The sequence below is a fragment of the Verrucomicrobium sp. BvORR106 genome, from assembly GCF_000739655.1.
Taxonomy (GTDB): Bacteria; Verrucomicrobiota; Verrucomicrobiia; order Verrucomicrobiales; family Verrucomicrobiaceae; genus Verrucomicrobium.
Genome location: NZ_BATR01000059.1, coordinates 58,727 through 81,684, shown reverse-complemented (window position 1 = coordinate 81,684; position 22,958 = coordinate 58,727). Strand labels below are relative to the sequence as shown.

The window sequence follows — 22,958 nt, the reverse complement described above, 5'->3', positions numbered from 1 at the left end:
CTCTTGCCCGCAGAGGCCTGGCCACCGTTGCATCTGGACCGGCTGACCTTTACCGGGGAGGCTGGGGCACCAGCTTTGCCTGACGGCGGCAACATCACCGCCTCGAACCGTCGGTTCAAGATTGTACAGGCTTCGAAGGCCATCGCTCCCCACGAGACGCCGTATGCCACGGTGCTCCGGTCCTTCGTAATCGAGCTCGCCTCAGGCCCGGACCAACCGACGCAAAAGGCGCTCCTTTATCTGGATCACCTCCGAGATCGCAAACTCGTAGCACCGGATGGCCTGGAGCCGGGCACCCTTTGGGAGGCCTCCCTTCAAGACTGGGATGCCGCCTGCCAGCAGAATCCCGGTCTGGCCCAGGTCCAACGGTCGGATGATGCGAGCGATCTGGAGCTCCCCATCTACTACGGTGCCCGGGGAACCCTGCGGCCCACACCGTGAGCTGAAGTCTGACTGACAGTCAGATCACCACCGGTTCGCGCTTGGGATTGTAGATCTCGAACCCCGGGTGATTCCACAGCGCCGGCAGACCGTAGCGCTCATAGACCACGAGTTCACTCCGGAAAATCGGGTACATCTGCATGAACTGGATCACGCCGGTGGGCGTTTTCACCCACGCCTTTTCCCCTGGCAGTATCGTCGGCGCATAGACCAGCAGGCCTTCCATCAGCGTGTCACCCGCCAGCGGTTCATCGGCAAAGTACATCTCCCCGGTCGAAAAGGTCCGCAGCCCCCGATACTCCGCCGCAAAGAACGCCGCATTCCACGCCCACATCGTGTCGGTGGATTCCACCGAGATGATGAGCTCCGGCCGGGAATGCCCCGGGTCGCCGCCGGGTGCCGGTTCCAGACTCAATCCGTACGTCACCCCCGTGATCATGCCGGGTTCCGGACAGTTGCGAAACACATACACCGAAACCTCCCTGCCCCCGCGCGGACAGTCATGCTTCAGAACCACGTCGTACCGGCCAAAGGATTTGCGGAGGAAATCGAGGTAGGATTTATGAGGAGGCTTGGCCATGGCGGATCCCGCAGAAAACGGGAGGTGCATTCAAGCGGATCTCCCGCGCTCTGGACACAGAAATTTGATTGCCTTGCTCTGAACAGGGCCCGACTGACGGAGCGAGAAGCTTGCAACCGCCGCGCGGCTGGCATTGAATGCCTGTCGCACGACCAACCGTGTCGCCCCATGATGAACTCTCCCTCACCCTCCCGCCGCTCCTTTCTGAAACTCGCCACGGCTTCCGCCGCCGCCTGGGCCGCCACCCCCGCCGTACGTGCCGCTGACGGCAAGAAGGAGCCCTTCAAGATCTCGCTCGCCGAATGGTCCCTGAACAAGCGCATCCTCAAGCGCGGCGGTGAAGAGCCTCTGGACCACCTGGACTTCGTCAAAGTGGCCCGCAGCTTCGGCATCGACGGCGTGGAGTACGTGAACCAGATGTTCTTCGACAAGGCCAAGGATCAGGCCTACCTGGGCGAGATGAAGAAGCGCCAGGAGGGCGAAGGCGTGAAGGGCCTGCTCATCATGTGTGACCGCGAGGGCAATCTGGGCGACCCCGATGACGCCAAACGCAAGCTGACGGTGGAAAACCACCTCAAGTGGCTGGATGCCGCCGTCTTTCTGGGCTGCCACAGCATCCGCGTCAATGCCGCCAGCAATCCCAAGCTGCCCGCTGAAGAGCAACTGAAACTGGCCGCCGACGGCCTGCACGCCCTCTGCGTGGAAGGCGACAAGCGCGGCCTCTTTGTCGTGGTGGAGAACCACGGCGGCACCTCCTCCAATGGCAAATGGCTCACTGGCGTGATGAAGGCCGTCAACCACCCGCGCGTGGGCGTCCTGCCCGACTTCGGCAACTTCTACACCAACCGCGAAACGGGCGAACTCTACAACCCCTACCAAGGCATGCGCGAATTCATGCCCTGGGTGAAGCAGGCCGTCAGCGCCAAGGCCTATGACTGGAACACCGGTGCAGGAAAGTACTACACCGAAGACCGCCGCGAAGGCCGCGAGCTGACGCTCGACTTTGAGCGCATCCTCAAGATCGTGATCGGCGCCGGATACAACGGCTACATCGGCATCGAGCACGAAGGCGTGAAAGCCAGCGAGATGGACGGCATCAAGCAGACGCTGGAAGTGCTCAAGGAGCTGCGCTCCGCGCTCGCTTAGTAGCCAGTGCGTCAGTACGTCGGTGCGTCAGGGGTCAAGGTGATGGATGTCCTTGGATTCAAGGACATCCTTCGGCTTACGCATCCCACAGGTTCTCTGAAGAGCTTCACCGCATAAATGCGGAACTCCAACCCTCTCCGGTCCAACAGTAGGGTTGGAGTTCCGCGTTTACGCGGTCAGGATCGCACCTCACCAACACTCAAAATTACCTCGAACCCCAACTGACGCACTGACGCACTGACGCACTGACGCACTGACGCACTGACGCACTGACGCACTGACGCACTGACGCACTGACGCACTGACGCACTGACGCACTGACGCACTGACGCACCGGCTCAAACCGGCAGCACCCGCCACTGCCCCACCTCCAAGCCCTCCAGCTCATACTCACCAAAGCGCGACCGGTGCAGAGCCTCCACATGCCAGCCCTGGCTGGCGAACATGCGGCGCACCTGATGATAGCGCCCCTCCTGTAGAGTTAGTTTGGCATGCAGGGCATCTACAATCTCCAGCGTCGCCGGCAGGCATGGTTTGTTCTCGCTCTCCAGCATCAGCGTGCCAGCGGCGAACACTTCGATCAGACTCGCCTCCAGCGGGCGGTCCACGGTGACTTCATACACCTTGTCCATCTCTGACTTCGGCGAGGTCCACTTCTGAACCAGTTTCCCTTGGTCCGTCAGCAACAGGATGCCGCTCGTGTCCTTGTCCAACCGACCCACACTGGTCACCGTGGGATTACGAAAAGGCCAGCGCTTGGGCAGCAGGTCATAGATGGTGGGACCTTCATCGCTGGCGTGGCTGCAGACATAGCCTACTGGCTTGTGAAACACTGCCACCAATCCAAAGGGCGCGTCCAGCGGCTCCCCTTTCACGGTCACCTTGGTCGGGTCCACGCGGGCGTCAAAATCTTCGGCCACCACCCCATCCACCTTGACGAGCCCGCGGTCCACCATGTTGCGGACCTCACGGCGGGTGCCATAGCCGAGTGAAGCGAGCAACTGGTCAAGTCTTGGATGAGAAGGCATACTCCCCTATGAAGCGGGCCTGGAGTCATCGCAATGCGGGAATTGGCCTCGGGGAAATCTCCCCAACGCGCCTGCACCCTCCCAAGGAGCGGCGGTTTGCGCTGGCACAACCGCCGAAGGGAAGCGGAGCATTTTAGCCCCGGCAAGACTGACCGTGCCGTGCGGTTTGTCGCTGCCCGCCGAACTTGAAAGTGTGCTCTCTCCGGTCATGTCCGGCGGTTGTGCAAGCACAAACCGCCGCTCCTTCACCGTGAAAGGCTGATGGAGGGAGCTCTCTAGTAGAAAGCCCCCTCCGCAAACACCTGCTACGCCGGCAATTCCCAACCCGCACGATAGCTGCGCTTCACGAACGCGGTCGCTTCAGGCGAGTTCTTGAAGGTCTGGGAAGCGGCATCCCACTCCAGCGTCTTGTTCGGGAAGATGGAAGCCAGGCAGCCCAGCAGCACGGCTTCCGTCATCGGACCGGAGTAGTCAAAGTTCGCACTCGGCTTCTTGCTGCCACCGGCGATGGCGCAATCCACGAACTCACCCCAGTGATCCCGGGGCTCGAGACGGGGATACTTGTAGCCTTTGAACTTCTCCTTGGCGTGCAAAGTTGGGGTGCTGCCATGGGCGGAGAGCAGCACACCATCCGTGCCGATGTAGATGCTGCCCTGGCCTGGCCACTTGCCTTCGATGGCCTGTTGCACCTCGGTGGGCGGCATTTGATCACCATCGTACCAGGTCACTTTCACCGTCTTGTCCGCCGTGAAGTCCGTGCCGGGGTACACATACTCCACCTTGCCATCGGTCGCCCAGTTGGTGGCATTCGGAGGAGGGGTGCCCGTGGAGGTCACACTGAGAGGCATGGTCAGGTTCAGCGCACGATACCAGCCGCTGAACATGTGGCAGCCCATGTCACCCAGAGTGCCGGTGCCGAAGTCACGGCGCTTACGCCAGTTGCCGGGGTGATAGTAGCCTTTGATGAACGGGCGGTCCGCCGCCACGCCCAGCCACTTGTCCCAGTCGAAGCCTTCAGGGATCGGGTCAGCATTCGGCGGCACCGGAGCCATGTCGCCCCACTTCTTGTTCGAGAAGGTGTGCACCTCCTTCACCTTCCCGATCGCGCCATCCTGGATCATCTGCACGGCCAGGCGCTCAGTGAAGCCGGAGGAAACCTGAATACCCATCTGGGTCATGATACCTTTGGCGCGGGCCTGCTCCGTGACCAGGCGACACTCATGCAAGTTCTGGGTGAGTGGCTTCTGGCCATACACGTGCAGCCCCTTGGCAATGCATGGCAGGATCATCGGCCCATGCATGTGGTCGGGCACCGAAACGTTCACACTGTCGATCTGGCCGTCTTCCTTGGCCAACAGCTCACGCCAGTCCTGGTACAGGCGGGCGTTGGGAAACTCTTTCTTGATGCGGTCAAACTTGGACGTGTCCACATCACACACCGCCACGAGCTCCCACTTCGGATGCTTGGCCAAAGAACTGATGTCCGCGTAAGACATGCCGCTGGCACCAAAGGCGGCGTGGCGCAGTTTGCCATTCGGTGAGGCAGCACGCAGGCCACTGGTGACAAACGGGGCTCCCAACAAAGCGGCAGCGCTGGTCTGAAGGAAATGCCGCCGGGACGTGCGGGCCTGAGCGGTAGCGTGAGAAGAGGTGTTCATGTGAAGTGGAGAGGCAGGCAGTGGACCGCCTGTGCTTGAATGACTTACTACGGTATCTGAGTGGAGGGTCTTCACGGGAAAGTGCAGCCGTCAAGCCGACGGCACCACGCCCCGACTGATGCATCAGGTGGAATGTCCAGCTTTCGCCGAGTGATACGCAAATAGTTCTGACTTCCGCGAAAATGCTGGCGAAGCCTGCGGCAGCCAGCCTAGGCGGCGGGTGGCCGATCCAGATCGGAGTACGGATGATGGTCGGCTGCTTTCAGGCAAACGCTCAGCTATTGAGACGAATTGATACTGAACGGTTAATAACTAATTAACAAAAACTATTCAATCCCCATCCAGCACTTTTGCCAGGGCCGATGTCTCAATGACAGAAGGAGGATTGCCATGATTGACATTGAAAAAGACGACTGGCCCTTGGAGGAGCTCAACAAGCCGTTGGATTCCCCGGAGGAGTTCATAAGAGTCGATACTGGCCCAAGCCTCGAAGAATAACTTTCCAGGCATGAGCGAGGCGACTGACGACAGCCCACCAATCAAAATCCGCATCCCCCGTTTGGCGGGAGCCGATGAAGCTGAAGCCGCAGCTATTGCTGCGGAGGTGGGTGAGGCATCGCTTGGCGTCGCCCCTGAGGAGGAGATGTTGAAGAGCAGCATCTTCACACTCGATGATGAGGAGGAGGTAGCGCAGGAGGAACTGCCCACGCCATTCAATACCCCTCTGGCCCCAGAACCGCCTCTGGAATTCTCCGAGCCCAACCTGCTTTTTGCCACCGCTGAGCCGCTGGCTTTTCCACCCGCAGTGGAAAAGATGCGCATGGCGGTGATTTGTGGACACCCACGGGATGGCAGCCTCTGCGAGGGGCTGGCGGAAGCTTACGCGGACGCAGCTCTGGCAGCGGGGCATCCGGTCAAGCTGCTGCGTCTCCATGAACTGAACTTTGACCCCAATGAGCGGGGTCAGGACCTCGAGCCGGACTTGGAGGCCGCGCAGGAGGAAATCCGCAACGCGGATCACCTGGTCTTCGTTTTTCCCGTCTGGTGGGGTTCCGTCCCCGCCTTGCTCAAAGGATTCCTAGATCGTGTGTTCCGACCGGAATTTGCCTTCCGCGAGCGGGAGGAAGGAGGCTGGGATGGCCTGCTGGGAGGACGTACGGCCGACTTGCTGATCACCATGGACACCCCGCAGTGGCTCTTTCGCACCCTGCTGGGGGCTCCGGCCGTGCGGGCCGTACGGGATGCCACCCTCGGCTTCTGTGGCATCAAGCGGACTCGCACCATTCTGATGGGCCCCGTCCGGGGCAGCACCCCTGCGACCCGTTCCCGCTGGCTGGATGAAGCGGCCCACTGCAGTCGTGATGCAGAAGCCTGGCACCGCACCGGATGGCGGCCTGGTCTGCTGGCGTGGAAGGATATTGCCCGATTTCAATTTCAGCTCTTCCCCGCTCTTGCAGTCGTGCTCGGTGCGCTGACCGCCACGAAGCTCACCGCCGCCCCTCTCCACTGGGGAGCGCTGCTCCTGGCCCTGCTGGGGGTGGCGATGGCCCAGTTCATCTCGGTGCTGACGAACGAGTGGCACGACCTGCCGACGGATTCGAGGAACAAACACCATGGGCCCTTCACTGGCGGCTCCCGGGTGCTGGTGGAAGGCCGCATGAGTATCCCGCGACTGTTGCGGGGGCGCAATCTCGCGCTCGGCGTGCTGCTCGCGACCATGACCGCGCTCTGTTTTGCCGGCCCGGCTCAGGGTGGCCCACTCGCGCTGCTGCTGGGGCTGGCTCTCGGCCTGGGGATCGGCTACAGCGCCCCTCCCCTCCGGCTGGCTTCGCGAGGGCTGGGCGAGATCACCGTGGCCCTCACCCACAGCGTGATCGTGCTCCTCATCGGCTACGCCTCGCAGGCGGGTTCGATGACTAACCTGTTCCCCTGGGCTCTTTCCGCCCCTCTGTTCTTCGGCGTGCTGCCGGCCATCCTGCTGGCAGGCCTGCCTGACCTGGAGGCCGATGTCGCCGTGGGCAAGGACACACTTGCCGTCCGTCTCGGCCGCCGCACGCTGACCAAGATCGCCCTGGCCCTGACCGTGACCGCCACCCTGCTGCATCTCGCCCTGATCCCGTTCAGCGGCTGGTGGTTCACGCTGCCCCTGGTCTTGCACGCTGGCTGGCTCTCACGCGGTCTGCTGGACTATCTGGCACGCCCACATTCCGGTCGTATCGATGGGTTGATGTTCCGCGCCCTGGCTTTCATGCTGTGGTTTGTGCTGGCCCCCTTGTTGGGCTGACGGGCAGAGGGAACCAATCCTGCTTGGTAGGCCGATCTCTGGTAGAACCCCCGTCTGCCCTCATGAAACGCCTTTATCTCCCCGTGCTGGCTCTTGCCGCCGCCTTGACCCTCTGCCAATGCAAACCCCCAACTCCTCCCGAGGTGCCCCAGCCGAATAAAGTGCTGCCTGAGCCCGGCGAGACCAAGCCCGCCATACCCACGGAACCCTCAGGCGAACCGAAGCCGGGTGAAGTGCTCACTCCTGGCAGCGGCTTCCCCACTGGCAGCGGGCCAAGCGGTAACAGCCCCTCATAGGATGTTCACGGGGGCGCGGTCGATGCCTTTGTGGCCAGATTGACGAGCCCCTTCTTGCCCGGCACCGAGGAGGCATCGGACACTCCGTTCAGCAAGGTCAGCGCCTCTTGAGAGCGCCCCACCTTGATCAGGAGCGTTGCCTTGCGCAAAAACAGCGCCTCCCCGGCTGGCACTACCGGGTTCGCAGTGGAGCCGGCACGAGGCGGTGCTTCACGTCCGGCCAGTTCCATCATCTCCACCGCCTTCTGCGCCCCTGCCGTCGCGAACGCCATGGCAGCTAGATCATAGCCGGTGCGACCGCCTTGGTTCAAGCCGTCAACCAGTTGACCTGCAGATGCCACCGCCTCCTCCGCACTGAGCAGGGAGAGCGAAGCGAGCACCGCCGACAATGACGACGATGGCTGGGAGAACTCGACCTGCATCTCAGGCCGATTGAGCACCGTAAGCGTCCACTTCAACCGGAAGTCCAGCGGGAGACGGGACTTCCCCTCCGCCCCCATTTGGGCCACCAGTTCCTTCAGCCGGGTCAGCGTGGGCGTCGCAAACCGTCCAGTGGACGGTTTGGCGGCCGTCTGTAGTGGAGGTTGCCCGGACGCCTCCCTCCAGGTGTCTACCAGCCACTTCAACGACTCAAGCTCCGTGGAGGAGATCGCGGAAGACGAAGTGGGCAGACTCTCCCCGACCATCGACATTAGGGCGTTCCGACGCTCGCTGGATAAATCAGGCCAGGCGGGGGCCAAAACCTCCACCAGTCGCATCAGATAGGACATGGAGGCCCGACTCCGGGACGAGGCGCTCGAAGAAGCACTGGATCCGCGCAGCATGTCATTGATGTGTTGCAGGTCCTTGGAAACAACAGACGTCTCCGCACCCCCAAGCAGCCGGGCCGCGGCATGCAGGGCCAGCACCTCGACCGGCCATGCCTCCGCATTGTCCGGCTGATACTTCTCCAGTCCTGGCACGGCCAGCTCAGCCTGCCCGGCGATCAACGTTGCCAAACGCGAGAGCTGCCCCGGGTTGGTTCTTAGGATTAAGGCGTGCAGAGATCTGCGCACGGCAGCATCCTGCACCGGAGTCCTGGCGACACGATCTGCGAAATCCGCCATCAGGTTCTCCCACTGCTTTAACGCCGCAGCGTCCTGCCCGTCCCGACGTCGCGGTCGCGAGTCTTGAAGCAACGCGTACTCACCCAACAGAGCCAGATCACCTTGATCCGGCTGAAACGCCTTGGCGAAGGCGGTCATAACGTCCTTGTCCGGCAGCGGGCTGGCCGGGACCTCGCGTACGGGCTGGAGGTTGAAGGCCGCGATGCGCGACCACCCGGCACTCAGCAGTGCCGCAGCACGCGCTGGTTGTCCCCGTGCCGCCAGCACAGCCACGGGCCAGGATTCCTGGCCGTAGGGAGATTTGTTCGCCTGCTCACACAAGTCCAAAGCCTCTGTGTCCCCAAGCCTAGCCAGAATGCCCAGCGTGGCGTGTACTGAATCCGGCTGGATGGAAGTGATCCGGCCCTTCGCGGCATTCCGCGCGTGAGTCTTCCACTCCCCGGCGAATTCCTTCGCCACGGCCTCCCAACCGGCGTCGTCCGGTGTGGTGGCAAAGGACTCAAACATCACGGCAAACTCTGCCACTGGCAGATAGTGTCCCCGCTTCCAGCACTCCACTGCCGTCCGTGTGGCGGGGAGGACCAGCGAGGAAGGCACCTGTGCAGGAGCAGCCTGCTGGCACCAGTAGATGGACAGGCCGAGTTGCAGCCGGGGGGCATCCGCCAGCTTGCCTGCATAGTGCGCCCACCCACGCTCGATGCCCGCCTTGTCGCCCTTCTGGAGGGCCTCTTGGAAGGCACCCGCCACCGCGAGTTCGCGGATCAGCGCGCCCTCTGGTCCTGTCCCCGGGTCCGCGAGTGCCCAGGCCAGGATCTCCTTCCGGGAGGGCTCAGGCACCAGCTTCAGGAAACTATCCAACACCGGAGCCACCGCCACTGGCGGCGCATCCTTCAATCCGGAGGCAAACTCCGCCAGCATGCTGCGCGCCGCCCCCGCCGCATCGGCCCATCCCCCGGCATCCAGCCAGGAGTCGTGCAGTCCGTCCGCCGCCAGCAAGGCCATGAAGGGACCTGGAACCCCAAGCTGCCCAGTGGCATCGGCCTGCAGCCGCTGCCACACAAACCCCGCCATCCGGGCGCGCCCGTCGCGCAACAACGTCTGCACCCGGGTGGATGCCATCACCGGATTGAGCACGAACACGGCCATGCGATGAGGCTCGGTCCGGGACGGGGAGGATCCACTCGTCACCGACGTTTCGAAGAAGGTCTCCGCCGTCGCCCGGTCTCCAGCATCGAGCAGCCTGCGGAGCTCCCTGCCAGTCACAGAGGAGACTCCCCTCAGTGGTTGCAACATCGAACCCGGCGCGGTGCGAGCACGAAACGCCTCCAGATACTTCAGTTCCAGCTCATCCTCGTGCTTCAGGAGCAGCCCCAGCGCCCCTTCGCGCGGCATCTCAAATTTTTCCTTGAGCAGTCCGGGGAAGACGCTGTTCAGGGAAAGCAGCAGCATCTGCTTCCTGCCGCCATCCGCACGCTCGATATCCGCCGATCTGGCATTCAGCACCCCAGCGGCCTTCTGGAGGTCATTCTGGCACAACGAGGCGAAGAAGTCGGCACCGAACGTGGCGGGCTGGCGCTTCTGAAGTTCAACAGCAAATGCCGCACGGGCCTCCGGGGAAAGGGCGCGAATGCGCCTCACCACCATCTCCGCCTGATGTCGCCCCGGGGCAAAGACCAGCGGGGAAAACTGGTCAACCTGCACCAGCAGCTGGTACTTCTCCAGCAACCGCACGGCGACCTTGGGATCGAGGAAACCTGCCACCGGAAACATTCGCTCCTCCACCCGCTGCAGCCAGATGAACTCGGGATTGGCAGAGATCCGGGTCGCGGTTTGCACCACCCACGGCAGGAGTTGCGGGTGGTCCGCCGCGACCAGCAGCCAGGCGCCCACAGAGCCGCTTTGAAGTCTCATGGTGGCAGGCAGGCTCATGTTGTCGCTGCTCTCGACCAGTTGGGTCAGCTTCTGGAATGCTTCCCCAGCCCGCTTGGGATCCTTCGTGTGAACGGCAGCGATGGCTTCTGCAGCCCTCGTCATGACGGCCCCGGAACGGCCCGATGGCAACCCTGTACCAGAGCGCATCTCCATGTCGTGGGGCGAAGCGCCCTCAAAGAGCTCCTTCATCTGCGCGGCATTGAGGATGCGATCCACCAGGCTCTGTGCCGATTCAGCCTTCTCTGACTGATGCAGCTTCAGCCCGGTCGCGAGTCCGGGAACCGCCAGAGCCAGAGCATCCAGGTCTCGAACCCAGAGAGACAGAAAGCGGGCCAACTCCGCCTGACGATCCGCAGGCAGCGCTTCCAGCTCCGTCCGGTATTGTGCCACCACTTGGGTCAGGTTCCGCTCATACACCGGATTGAGCAACGCTTGCAGTACATCCGCCCCGAACGTGCGGGGCTGGCGGGCCATCAACACGGGAAGGAAGACTTTCCCCGCACTGGGGCGGCCAGCGAAGGTGCTCAGGATGCGTTTCACAAAACCTTTGTCATGCGGCTCATCAACACGCCAGTACCGGGTAAAGTCACTGGCATTCCCCAAGGTGCCGGCCGCCTCCAGAAACGTGATCAGGCGCTGCGGCTGATCCACATGATCCCCCGGACGCCAGGCCCGGAACAAGGTGGTGGACAGCCAGTCTCCCTGCTGGGTGAAGCCTTCGCGTGCAGCGAGCTTGAGCACCGCCTCCAGCATCTCAGGCTCTTCTGCCGCCTCCTGCAGCAATGCCTTGGCCCCGTTCTCGCCATCCTTGCCCGGCAAGGTCCGGAAGAGCCGCAACCCGTCCTCAAGAAACTGCTGGGCCAGACCGCGATCCCGGACCGCCAGCCGACGGAAGATGTGATGTGCCTCCAATGCCGCAGAATGCGGATCCAGCTTGAGTTCATCGAACCCCTTCAACTTCTGCCAGGTGAACCGGACAGAGTCCAGATGCCAGTTCTCTGCTTCAAGGAGAGGATTCAGCAGCTCTTTTAACGCCGGATCAAGCGGTGCCGGGGACGTGATGGCGTAATACCTCGTACCCAGCAGCGCGAGCAGATTGCTCGCACCCTCATCCGTCAACCGGCCCAGGTCTTCACGACGCCGTTTGAGGAAGGCCGTCATCATCCGGTTGTCGTCCTCATCACCGATGAGGCATTCCGTGAGCTCCGAGCCAAAGGTGCGGGGCTGGCGGGAGGCCAGATCAGTCAGCACCTGCTTCTTCAGGTCACTGTACTGGTCCCAGCGGAACCAGGAGGCGATCTCGCCCAACGCCGTTTCCCACGAAGATCCCCGCAAGGCGATGTCTCTGAACTCACCCACTTCCGCCACAACGGGAGTTCCCTGAAGGATGCTGAGTGCATGCGCGGGGTCTCTCATCTCCTGCTCTCCCTGCATCTGGGCGATGTACATGGAGGTCCAGTCTGGCACGCGTGAGATCCCTGAAGCATCGGCCAGATCAAGCACCTGGCGCATGAGCTGGGGCACACATCCCATCTTCATCAGGTACTGGTTTGCCGGGCCATCCCCACTGCCAGCCTGGATGGCGTTCTGTTCTTCCGGGCTCTGTTTCAGCAGGGCATAAGCGTGCTTGAGCACCGCCTCCGTTTTGCCCCGGTCCACCCTCACAGCGCGGCGCATCACCTTGGGCAGGCCGGTGTTGAAGTCATACTCGCTCTGTCCCACATCCGCCCATGTCTTCAGGGCGAGGATTCGATCCATCTCCTTGATGTGACCCGCCATCACCTCTTCCAGAAGTTTCTGATGCGCGAGTTTGGGCGGCGACTGGCCGGAGCGCTTCACCAGCCTTTCCGCGTTCCTGGCGGCATCGTCCAAAAGATGGCCTTCCAATTGCACCCGGATCACCCGCTCCCGAATCGCATCCTCCAGGTCCTTGCGTTCCATCAGCTGGTCCAGAGTACGCGCCGCCTCCTGCGGTTTCCCAGCGGCGATCTGCTCCTGGGCCTTTTGCAAATCGGCCTCAGGTGTCTCAGCCGCGCTCAGTGCCGCAGCCAGCAACCAGGTGCTCAGGAAGCATGTGAAAAATCGCATGTCCCGGTTTTACCACAGGCAAACCGGAACACGCAATGCATGAGCACCGTTCACGTCAGACCTGAAGCTACGGCTTGGCCCGGTCCGCCACGATCTTGGCAAGCCCAGCTTTCATGGGGGTCAGGAATGGCGCATCAGCCACCGTGTTCAGCGCGGCTGCAGCATCTTCGTTGCGGTGGAGCCGCAGCAAAGCCACCACCTGCTCTTCATAGACCCACTCGGTGGACCAGCCAATCTTCGTACCCGGCCGGGGAGGTGAGAAGAACGGCGGAGGCTTGCGCATGGCGGATCGTGGTGCATACCGGAACTCGCCATTGGGCCCCACATTGACTTCGTTTTCCGCAAGCTTCAGCAAAGCCAGGGCCGTGTCATCCTTCCCCTGGCTCATGGCAATCATCGCCATCTCATAAGTCTTGCGACCACCTGTCTTGCATCCTGCAGAAAGCTCACTTCCAAACTGCAGTATCTCCTCCGGACTGAGCAAAAAGTAGAGACTCTCCAAGGCAGGCGACACATTGCCTTGAGGAGTCACGTCTGCCTGGAATTCTGGCCGGTTCATGGCCGCCATCATGAGCTTGATCCGGTCAGGTTGCGGCAAGCGGGAATCACCTTTGCCCACCATCCGCTGCATGATGAGCCTGACGCGGCCCAGAAGATCAGCTTGAGAGCGGAAGGTTGAGCGCACTGAGGGCAGACCCACCACCTCCTGACCTGTCCCCTCCATCCACCACATCACCAGCCAGTGGGCTCCGTGCAATCCCGAGCCCGGGGTGATGTTTTCCGCCCGCTTCAGTTCCAGCAGAATGGGCTCAAACAGTGCCTTCCTTCGTTCTTTCGCAAGGTTGGGAACCTCATGCGCCACACACTCCATCACCCTCAGCAGATAGGCTCCCATGGCAATCTCCCTTGTCGCACTCCCCAAAGACGGCTTCCGACGGATGGCGTCCTTGACCAGTTGGAGGTTCTCCGAGACGGCAGTGTCATCGCGGGCCAGCACCTTGAGCGCAGCATCCATCGCCATGACTTCCACCGGCCACACGCCAGCCCGGCTCGGTCCATAGCTCTCCAGATTGAGAACGGCATCGCTGACATCCTCCTTGATATGCGCCGCCAATATACTGAGACACTTGGGTGATGCCTGCACGATGCGAGCATGCAACACCCGGCGCAGCTTGCGGTCTGTCACCGGCATCTCAGCCGCCCGCTGTGCAAGGTTCTCCATGCGCTGTTCACCTTCGCCGGAAAAAATCTCGCTCCGGTCAACCTGCCGCACCACGCCACCGGACAAAAGGACCTGCTCTGCCAGCAGGGCCAGCTCCTTTTCTCCCGGACCAAAGGCCTTGACGAATGCAGCCACCCGTTCGGGTGAAGGCATCGGCAGCAGCGGTGTTTTCGCGGATCCAAGCGGCACTCCCGTCAGGACTGCCCAGTTTCCCCTGAGCCTGGACGCGGCCGCCTCGATCATCCCCTGCTGCACCATCAACGCCACAGGCCACAGATCCTCCGCCACCGAGTACTTGTAGGTCTCAAACATCAAGTCCAAGTCCGTTTCCCTTCCCATCCGGGCCAGGATGGAGATCGAGGCATGAATGGCATCCATGTTGTTGCTGCGGCTGCGCCCGTTCTTCATGGCGAAGGTGCGCCGCTCCCACTCCGACTGGAACTGCCCGGCCACGTCGTCCCATTCCTTCCCACCCTCTGCTGCGCCGAAGCGGATCAAAACGCCAGACAGGTCGGGTTCATGAAAGTACTCATCCCGGGCCCAGAATTGCAGCCCGAGCCTGGCGGCAGGCACCACCACCGTTGCGGGAACTGCTTCCGGAGCCTCGCGACACCAGTACGCTGCCACGCCAAAACGTGCCCGGGCGGAAGCCGCGGGGTTGTTCACGAATTGGGAGATGCGCTCCCATTGGCCCGTGCCGCCTGATCGCTTCCTGCCAGATGCGCCCTCCTTCAGCGACCAGGCTGCCACCATGGCTTGTGCCTGGGCGTGCTGCGGCGAGCCCGCGTCCGTTTTCTCCGCCCATGCCAGCACTGCCTGACGGCTATGGTCTGGCAGCCGCTTCAGGAACTCCAGATACACGGTGGAGGGCAGCTCGCCCTGCCCTTCTTTCAGGGCCACTGTGAAGTCAGACAAGACGCCCTTGGTGGCCGCCACCGGTTCGACGAGTCCGCCAGACCTCATCCACGCCCCTTCCAGAGCAGCCGCCATCAAGGAGATCGTCGTCGGACCAGGGACACCCAGAGTCCCATCATGATCTGCCTGAAGTCTGGCCAGGAGCAATCCGGCGGTCCGGACATTCCCAGGTTGTTTCAAAAGGGCTTCGATCTTTTTCGGCGCACCTGAAGCATTCGTATTAAAGGTCGCCACAAGATGCGGCTCCTGCACCGGCCCCGGTGATGCCCCTGCCAACAATGTGTCGAGCTCCTTAGCCGCACCCGCCAGGTCGCCCGAGCCCAGGTATTTTTCCACTCCCTCTGCCGACACCGTTTCTTCAGCAGAACCAGATCCCGGCCATCCCGCTGGAGGTCCGCTGCTCCCACCTCCCGTGGAAGTTGTTGTTGGTGGCGCCCCTCCGGGCCCTCCTCCAGCACTGGAAGCTCCAAGCAACTCCTGCACCATCTCGCGGACCGGAGGGGACAGCAAGGCCATCTCAGACTCTTTGGATCGGAGGAGATCCGTCCCGCTTTTCCAATTGGGCAGGCAGGCAGCCACGATCACCGTTTCACCAAAGTTCAACGTGCCTCGGGATTGCAAGTGCTTCACCAGTTCGTCTTTGAGCGCAGGAGGCTGGTTGCGCAGCTTCGTGACGACCATCTGCAACGTGCTCCGGCGTCGCCCCCACACCATTGGGGCAAAGTCAGTTGCAGCTACCAGCAGCTCGTGATTCTTCAAGAGCTGCACCGTGGTTCGAAGGCTCGCGAATGCACGGTCAGGAAAAAGCGAGTCTTCTACGCATTTGTTCCAATAGTAGTTCTCCACCCGACTGATCGTGAGGACAGCTTCGTTCACCCAACGCAAGAGCCTGGGATTCCCCAGACAGGCGGCCAGCCATGGCCCAGTCGAACTGAAGTTGATCCGTTGATCCGGCTCCACCCGCATGGGATCGGCAGCAGCCAGCATCTCGGTGTACTTCTTGAGGGCTGCACCCGCTTTCTTTGCATCGAACTCGGCAACGATCGCGAGCGACCTTGTCATTTGCACCATTTCCTCAGACGGAGCGCTCGTTAGCAGCCTCATATAAGGATACCCTCCAGCGATCTGGGCGAAGTACTTTTTCGGGTCCGTCGCGTTCAGAATCTTCTCTACGTCTTGAGTCGCCGCTGACTGGACCTCCGCCTGACGGGCCTTCAAAGCCGCTTCTGAATTAGGCAGGGCTTGAGCGAGGCCGCCCAGATCGCGACAGAGTGCCATGCCAAAGCGGGCCATTTCCTCCTGCAAGTCAGCCGGCAGTGCCGAGATCTCACCCTGGTAGTCACGCAACACTTGCGGCAGCCCCAAATCGCCCGCGGGCGTCAACAGCATGAGCACCACCTCCGTGCCAAAGGTGCGTGGCTGCCGCTGTGCCAGCAGCTTGCACACCCCATCTGCAGCGTCCTTGCGTCCGGGAAGCTTGGTCGCCAGCCGCTTCACCACCCCGTGCTCGAACGGTTCATCAGGCCGCCACGCCGCCGTAAACTTTTTCACGTCTCCCAGCAGACCCGCCGCGTCGAGATAGGCCACCAGCCGCTGCGGATCCCGCATCACTTCATCGAGGTTCAACTCAGCAGACACCATGCCTGATCGCCCTCCACCACCCGCCCCAAGGCCTTCCCTTTCTGCGATCTTCATCACGCGGGCCAGAGTTTCAGGAATTGAATTGGCCTTGCGCATGAGGGCCGCGGAAAACTGATCACCAAATGCTGCCTCATGGGCTCCTGCCAGCTTGACAGCCTGTTCGAGAAACAACACGGCCTTCTCCTGATCCCGGCATGCTGTTCTCCGGAAAATCCACGACGCCTCATCCAGGGCGGTCTCATAACCCCGGTTTATGACCTCGGACACAGCCTCCTTCCGCCACGGGGTCATCACCTCCTCCAGGTACTTGGACTCAGCTTCCAGCAGAGGTTTCATGCGGTCTGCCCATTCGGGCGAGAGAGGGACGGGTACAGCAATCTGATTGAACTTCGAAGCAATCAACGCCACCACCACGGCCGCCGATTGAGGGCTCAACAGGGACAGATCCTGCTTCCTCCGCGCCAGGAATTCCTTCATCAACGTGCCCTGACTGTCTTCGACCAGCATCGTTTCTACAAGCTCCGCACCAAACGCACGGGGCTTTCGGGCTGCCAGGTCACGAAGGACGCTACCTTTGAGTTCACGATCATCAGACCACTTCAGGCGGTTGATCAGCATCCCAATCAGAGTGCTGTCACCAAGGAAGAAATCTCTGAAATCCTTGGCTTCCGCCACGAAAGGAGTCGACGAGAACACTGCCCTCACGTGTGATGCATCCCTCCAGCACTCCTGGCTGGACATGAAGCTCTCGTAACTCGATACCCAGGTCCTGTCGCGTATCAGCCCATCCTTGTCTGCCAAACGGAACACATCGTCTGCAAGTTCGGGCGTATTCCCCAGCTGGGCCAGGAAATCGCTGTAGCTCCCTCGCGGCCGGTTGCTCTGTTTTCTCGCCACCTCTTCGGGACTCTGTTGCACCAGCGTTGCTGCCAGTGCCAGCGCCTTTCTGGTCTTGGCCGGATTTACCCGCACCATGCGGCGCATCAGCTTCGCAAGCTCACCTCGAAACCAGCGAGCACCCTTGTCAACATCCCCCCATGACTTGAAGGCCAGAAATCGGTCGAGTTCCGCCTCCATCTGCCGCAGCACGCCCTCATAGATCGCCTTGCCCTCCGCCTGCAGGGCTGATCCTTTGCACCGCAGCATCACGACCTCCGCGTTGTTGGCAGCGTCCACCACGCGGCCGGCCTTCACCTGCGCCTCTATCGCCTTCTTCCACCATTCAATCCCAGCATCATGATTGCCGAGGATCTCGCGAACAATGGAATCCGCCCACTCCGGCTTATCCTGGGCGTACCGTTCCTCGACCTCCACAAGTTCTTCTGCGGGTGTCTTGGCCGGGAGCAAGGGCGCTCCAAGCCCCAAAAGGCTGCACAAAATCAGATATTTGGCGGACATTTCTAATTTTTACCACGCCAACACCAGACGCAGCAACCGATCCGCACAAACTTCTTCTTGGAAAAAAACTGAAAAAAATTTACCGCCCCCTTTCCGACGCCAACTGACTCAGGCGGGACACCCCCTTGTCCTGTGGAGACGCTGCCAACATGGCGAGCACCTGTCGGGCCCCTTCCCCTTGATTCATGGCAATCAACAGCGATGCCCGGCGAATGATCAGCGCCCTTCGAGTGGCGGCCCGCTCGCCAGCGTCAAAGTGCCCAATGGGCAAGGTGTCTTCGTTGAAAATCTGAGGATCGCCCAATCCCATCTCCAGCAAGCGGGCCGCCATCTCTGTATTCCCGTGCTCGTTGGCTACGGCCGCGAGTTCCAAGGCAGCCTTCCCACTGTGTCGCAGAGCGACAAGCAACTCCGGACTGATTGCCACCAATTCCTCTTCCGTCACAATCCCGCTCGGAAGGATCAAGTCGCAGAGGTTCTTCCATCGCTCACCGGCAGGAAGATACAACTCCGACGTCGTAGCCACGGCGATGGCGAGCCGGCCACGCAACTCCCTGGTCCGCTCCCCGGGGCTCTCTGCGGCAAGTTCCGCCAAGACGTTCAAGCCCGCTCTAAGGGATGCGGTACGTCCTCCGCTCAGATCCTCAATGACCCACGGCTGGGGATCCCGAAGGCCCTGGGCCTCCATCCAACGATCCACGATCCAGGAGGTGCCACGTAAGGCATGCGACATCCTGATCCCATCCGCTGTGTGGCCCAATCCCTGCAACATTCGATCCAGCTTGATCATCCATTCACCACGCTGCTTCAACGTCAGCCTGTGGGCATTGCCCGCCACCGTCGTCACCAGCTGCATGAGATAGACTGCCTGCGTGTCCATCGCCTCGCGGGCACCGTAGTTCGTTGTCGAAGAAATGATGGCCCCCAGACGTTTCATCTGCGCGGACATGACATCCAAATCACCATCCAACACCCGGATCGCGTCCTGCGTGGCGATGACTTTGACCCGGTCCGCATAGTCGAATTCCGAGATGCTTGCGCCCACCTGCCAGGCCTCCTCCGCCGCATCGGCCGCCAGATTGTCCGCCAGTGGAATCAGGGTTTCAGGGTGTAACCCGACCAGGAACCGGTTGACCCGAGGCCGCAAGCCCCGGCCGGAGCGTGGGGTGGCGGCGATATCAGCGGCAAGTTTCATGGCAGCCGCACGCCAGCCGACCTCGTCGGCGCCCGCAAGCCCTGGGACCGGGCGGGCCGATCGCAGCAAAAATGCCCTGCCGAGCAGGGCAAGGTCAGGCACATCTTGGGCGAACAATGCCGAAAGCGCGGCGGCCTCCCGCTCCGGACAGCGCAAACTCCACGTTGGCGGCACGAACCTGACAGCCGGTTCCCCCGCCAGGTACTTCCAGTCACGTCGCATCACCCGGGCCGCGAGCCTGGGTTCTTGATAGCGGGCGAGCACTGCCACCTCGAACTGACGGTCCTCCGTCATCCCTTCCCGGTCGTCGGTTAACGCCAGCAAGGCCGGCATGTCTTTCAACCTTGCCAACAAGGCCAGCACCACGCGATTTGCGGTCGGACTGCCCCATTTCTGTCCCTTGCCCACCTCGGCAATCAACTGATCCCTGCGTTCAATGATCCCCCTGGCGAGGCGCCGCCAGGCTTCGTCTTCAGGCAGGTGTGAGAACGCCTCAAACACCGCGACCATTCCCTCGTCGTCATTTAGATCTCCGTTCTTCCACGACTGGAGCGCCAGCCCTGCTGCGGTCATCACCATTGCGGGAGGCAAAGCCGCCGCATCGAAACGGCAGAGATGCACCGCAAGATCCAGCCGTATGCGGTAGGGCACGGCCTCATCCTGGACGCACCGGGCATAGTGCTCCAAGGCGGCCGCCAGCTCTGATTCCGCAGGCTTGCTTTTCAAAGTCCTGACAAACACCGCCGCTCGCTGCAGCTCAATCGCCAGTTCCTTCCACGGTTTGTCGGGGGGCACCTGTGCCGCCCAGACCAGCACCTCTTTCCGTGCCGGGGCAGGCAGGGCCGCCAGCCACCGCGACAGGGAAGGCACCGCCACATAAGACGGTGCCCCGTTCATGCCTCGCGCGAAAGCCGCCAGCACCTCTTCCGCCGCCACCGCAGGTTGGACCAGTCCCGCTGCCTCCACCCAGGCAAGCTCCAGGGCTGGTGCCACATCGTCTGCCAGCAAAGTTCCCACCAGCCCCAACTGCCCGCTCTCATCCAGAGCCGCACTGCCCAACAGGATTCCAGCCACATCGGGGGGAAGCGGGTTTTCAAAGCAGCGCTCCAGCAATCGTTGACGCCGGCGTTCCCGACAGAGCCAGACCACCATCTCGCCTGGAGGCGTCTTCTGCGCCGGCCCAGCGCTGTTGATCAGTCCTTGAAACAACTGACGCACACCGCTCACCTCTCCCCTGCTCATCAGTCGGGACATTTCCGCCATGGTCTCATCCCGCCCGGTCTGGGTCGATGCAACCACCGGCGTCTTGTCAGGCTCGCGACTCAACTGGGCCTCACGTGCCGTCACCTTTTTGTGAAGCTTCTCGAGCATCGCCACGGTGCCATTCCCGGACAGGGCTTCCGCACTCCCCTCGATCTCAGGAAACAACTTTACGAGCGCCCGCCGCAGGGCCAGGCTCTCCTCGTCTGGCCGGTAGTCGAGCACGGGGCGGACCGCCGCCAGCCCCGGATCGGCATCCTGCCAGGTCGGCTGGAGGAAGGCGATGGTCACCACGGTGCCAAAGCCCCGCTCGGGCCGTGTCTCAAGCAGTTTCAAGGTTTCGCGACGCACCGGAAGCGGCACTTCCACCAGTCTTCGCGAGAGGGTTTCCAGCAGGGTGCAGTAACGGGCCAGATTCAGCGGTTGATACTCGTCTCCTGGTGCCAGGACGCCAGCCCTCTCCAGACGGGCGACCAGCCGGGTGGCCTCCGTGAAATCAGCGGGGGGCAGCAAACGCTTTTCCGCCTTCTCGACCCAAAAGTAGTCCGCACGCTGCATCACGATCTTGCCCAGCTCCTCCTGCACCAGCGGATGCAGCTTTCGATGATCCATGGCCGCCATGAGCCAGAGACCGAACACCCCGAGCCGCTTGTCGGCCGTGCGCTCTGCCGCAGAGCGGTCCGCCGCATGCACCATCGAGGAAACATACCTGAACACACGTCCCGCCTCGCCAGGGTCGATCATCATGGCGTCCGCCAGGATCCGGGCCAGCCCTGTCATCTCTTCTGACGGGTGGCCGCTGGCAGCGTTCACCAGGGCAAGCTCGGCCGCTGCGCGGGGATAGAGGTCTTCGCCTCGGCTGACCTCCCCCAGCCGGGCGAGTTCTGCGAGCACCTCCGTCGTGCGGTCTGTGAGACTCACCTTCAGTACCTCGGCAAAGCCGGGCACCGCATTGGCAAGCAGCACCTCGCTGCCCACCCAGCGCGTCAGAAATGACGCCATTCGCGCCTTGAGATCCGCCGGAAGGTCCTCAAGCGCCACCCGGTGTTTCCGGGCAGCCAGCAGCAACTGCTCCTTCACGTTGGGTTTCAGGAAAGCCATCACCATATCACGGCCAAAGGTCGCTTCCGGCCGCTTTTCCAATGCGGCAACGAGAGCGGTCGATCGCCGGGACTTGTTGGAAACATCCTTGATCACTGTGGCGAGGAACCCCTTCTCCGCCCCCTTCCCCTCCTCCCACCAGCGCAACACCTCCTGGGGACTTCCCAGGAGCCCCGTGGCCTCCAGCACCATGGCGAGCCGCTCCGGCTGCCTCACCAGAGTCTCGTTGGTCCACGCCAGTATCAGAAAACGCCGCTCCCACCCGGGATCCAGGGCCAGACGGGTGCCCCCCGCCAGCTTGAGCACCGTCGCGAGCAACTCCGGCTCACGGGCAGTCTCGATGAGCAACTCGTTGAGCCCATCGCTGTCACGCATCAACCTCGCGGCATCGGTCAAGTAATCCCGGGCCAGCGCCGGATCATGCACCAGCAGCCGGCGGACGGTCGCCAGGGCCAGGCTGCGGGCTGCCGCAGGGGTGAGTTTCATTTCCTCGATCCGCGCCGCCTGCCTCCACTCCAGCCGGACAGTGTTCAGGTGCCAGTCCTCCGCCGCGAGCAGTGGGGCGAGCAGAGCCTTCAAGCCAGGGTCCAGGGGGCTGGAGAGCGTCTCATGACGCGACCTCAAAACCGCCAGCAGGTTGCTTGCCGCCCGGTCGGTCAGGCCGGCCAGATCCTTCTGATTTGCTTGCAAAAACTGACGGAGTGACTCGCCATCCGCCCTGCCCTCAATCAAATGCAGCAGCAGTCCTACGCCAAAGCGAGGTGGGGTCTGTGCCTTCAGGGTCTGGAGCGCTTCCCTGCGCCAGGCGATGTTGTAATCGTTGCGCAACTCCGCCGCCAACACCCCCAGAAGCGTCCCCTCAGACCGCAGGGGAAGCTCCAGGTCCAGAAATTGATCGACCGTGGCCGTCAGGGGTGAGCAGGCCAGAAACTGTGCCAGACATCCGGGGCGATCCCAGGCACGCGAGCCCATCATCTTCACCGCATACTCATCGCACCAGTCTCTCTGGGAGGTCAGCGTTGCCGCCTCGGCCAGTCTCAAGACAGTGGCGCATAGTTCCGGGACTTCGCCCAGTTTTACCAGGAACCCGGCCGCGGCGTCCCCGGCCTTCGGATCGCCCGGAACCCCCGTCCGCAGGAGGGTGAAAAGGTGCTCCACCACCTTGGCCGACTTCTCCGGGTTGAAGGTGACCGTCAGCTTCAGGCGTTCCACCAGCCCGGCCGGGTAGTCGGATTCCGATGACGTCAAACTCAGCAGTGCATCCAGCTCCCGCTCCAACCGCCCCTCCACCTCGATCAACAACGGCAGCGGTTTGGCGCTGCCGCCTCCGAGCTGGGACCGAAGGTTCAACAGACGCGCAGACTTGAAGGCTTCATCCAAGGAGCCCCACTGGGTTTGCATCCGAATGACCTTCTCCCACAGAGCCAGTTCCCCGGGCCGATGATTGAGGAGACCGCTGAGGGTGGAGTCGGCGTTGGAAAGATCGCCTTGCTCCGCCCGGTCCCGGGCGAGCTGAAGGAGCTCAGCGGGAGTGAACTCCTTCGCAGAGAGGGTGGCGACCGGGAGAATCGCACTGATTGACCAAAACAGAGAGGGACAACGCATGAGGAAATTTTCCCCATGCCTATCCCAAACCAGGAGCGACTGCAAGCCAGCAACGCTGGCCT

General features: G+C 62.1%; 10 protein-coding genes. 4 read left to right on the top strand and 6 right to left on the bottom strand.

Features of this window, described 5'->3' with window-relative positions; all coding sequences use genetic code 11:
* Positions 1-441, top strand: a 441-nt coding sequence (locus tag BV106_RS09595; RefSeq protein WP_265595494.1) for a hypothetical protein, incomplete at its 5' end; no start/stop codon positions are given.
* 19 nt (positions 442-460) lie between these two features.
* Here BV106_RS09595 and BV106_RS35335 read toward each other — a convergent pair.
* Entirely contained in the window at positions 461-1,021 is a 561-nt protein-coding gene (locus BV106_RS35335; RefSeq protein WP_265595493.1) for a suppressor of fused domain protein, read from the bottom strand.
* A gap of 168 nt (positions 1,022-1,189) precedes the next feature.
* Here BV106_RS35335 and BV106_RS09585 point away from each other — a divergent pair, with 168 nt between their 5' ends.
* A complete protein-coding gene (locus BV106_RS09585) occupies positions 1,190-2,167 on the top strand; it encodes a sugar phosphate isomerase/epimerase family protein (protein WP_038163855.1) in 978 nt (325 codons plus the stop codon).
* Between the two features lie 338 nt (positions 2,168-2,505).
* On the opposite strand, the gene BV106_RS09580 is transcribed toward BV106_RS09585, so the two are convergent.
* Positions 2,506-3,195, bottom strand: a complete 690-nt coding sequence (locus tag BV106_RS09580; protein WP_038163853.1) for a pseudouridine synthase — start codon at positions 3,193-3,195, stop codon at positions 2,506-2,508.
* Positions 3,196-3,500: 305 nt separating this feature from the next.
* The gene (locus BV106_RS09575; protein ID WP_038163851.1) at positions 3,501-4,853 is read right to left on the bottom strand and encodes a Gfo/Idh/MocA family oxidoreductase; all 1,353 of its coding nucleotides are present in this window, start codon (positions 4,851-4,853) and stop codon (positions 3,501-3,503) included.
* Positions 4,854-5,361: 508 nt separating this feature from the next.
* Here BV106_RS09575 and BV106_RS09565 point away from each other — a divergent pair.
* Positions 5,362-7,137 (top strand): NAD(P)H-dependent oxidoreductase, encoded by a 1,776-nt coding sequence (locus tag BV106_RS09565; protein ID WP_051945522.1) that lies wholly within the window; start codon positions 5,362-5,364, stop codon positions 7,135-7,137.
* A gap of 62 nt (positions 7,138-7,199) precedes the next feature.
* Complete coding sequence (locus BV106_RS38245) at positions 7,200-7,433, top strand: hypothetical protein (RefSeq protein WP_265595492.1); 234 nt, start codon at positions 7,200-7,202, stop codon at positions 7,431-7,433.
* A 5-nt stretch (positions 7,434-7,438) separates the two neighbouring features.
* Here BV106_RS38245 and BV106_RS09560 read toward each other — a convergent pair whose 3' ends face one another.
* The 3 genes from BV106_RS09560 to BV106_RS09550 form a co-directional block, all read right to left on the bottom strand.
* Positions 7,439-12,559 carry a hypothetical protein gene (locus tag BV106_RS09560; protein WP_038163846.1) on the bottom strand — a complete coding sequence of 1,707 codons (5,121 nt, stop codon included), beginning with the start codon at positions 12,557-12,559 and terminating at the stop codon, positions 7,439-7,441.
* A gap of 67 nt (positions 12,560-12,626) precedes the next feature.
* Positions 12,627-17,735 (bottom strand): hypothetical protein, encoded by a 5,109-nt coding sequence (locus BV106_RS09555; RefSeq protein WP_038163844.1) that lies wholly within the window; start codon positions 17,733-17,735, stop codon positions 12,627-12,629.
* Positions 17,736-17,814: 79 nt separating this feature from the next.
* Positions 17,815-22,896 (bottom strand): hypothetical protein, encoded by a 5,082-nt coding sequence (locus BV106_RS09550; RefSeq protein WP_038163842.1) that lies wholly within the window; start codon positions 22,894-22,896, stop codon positions 17,815-17,817.
* Positions 22,897-22,958 lie beyond the last annotated feature (62 nt).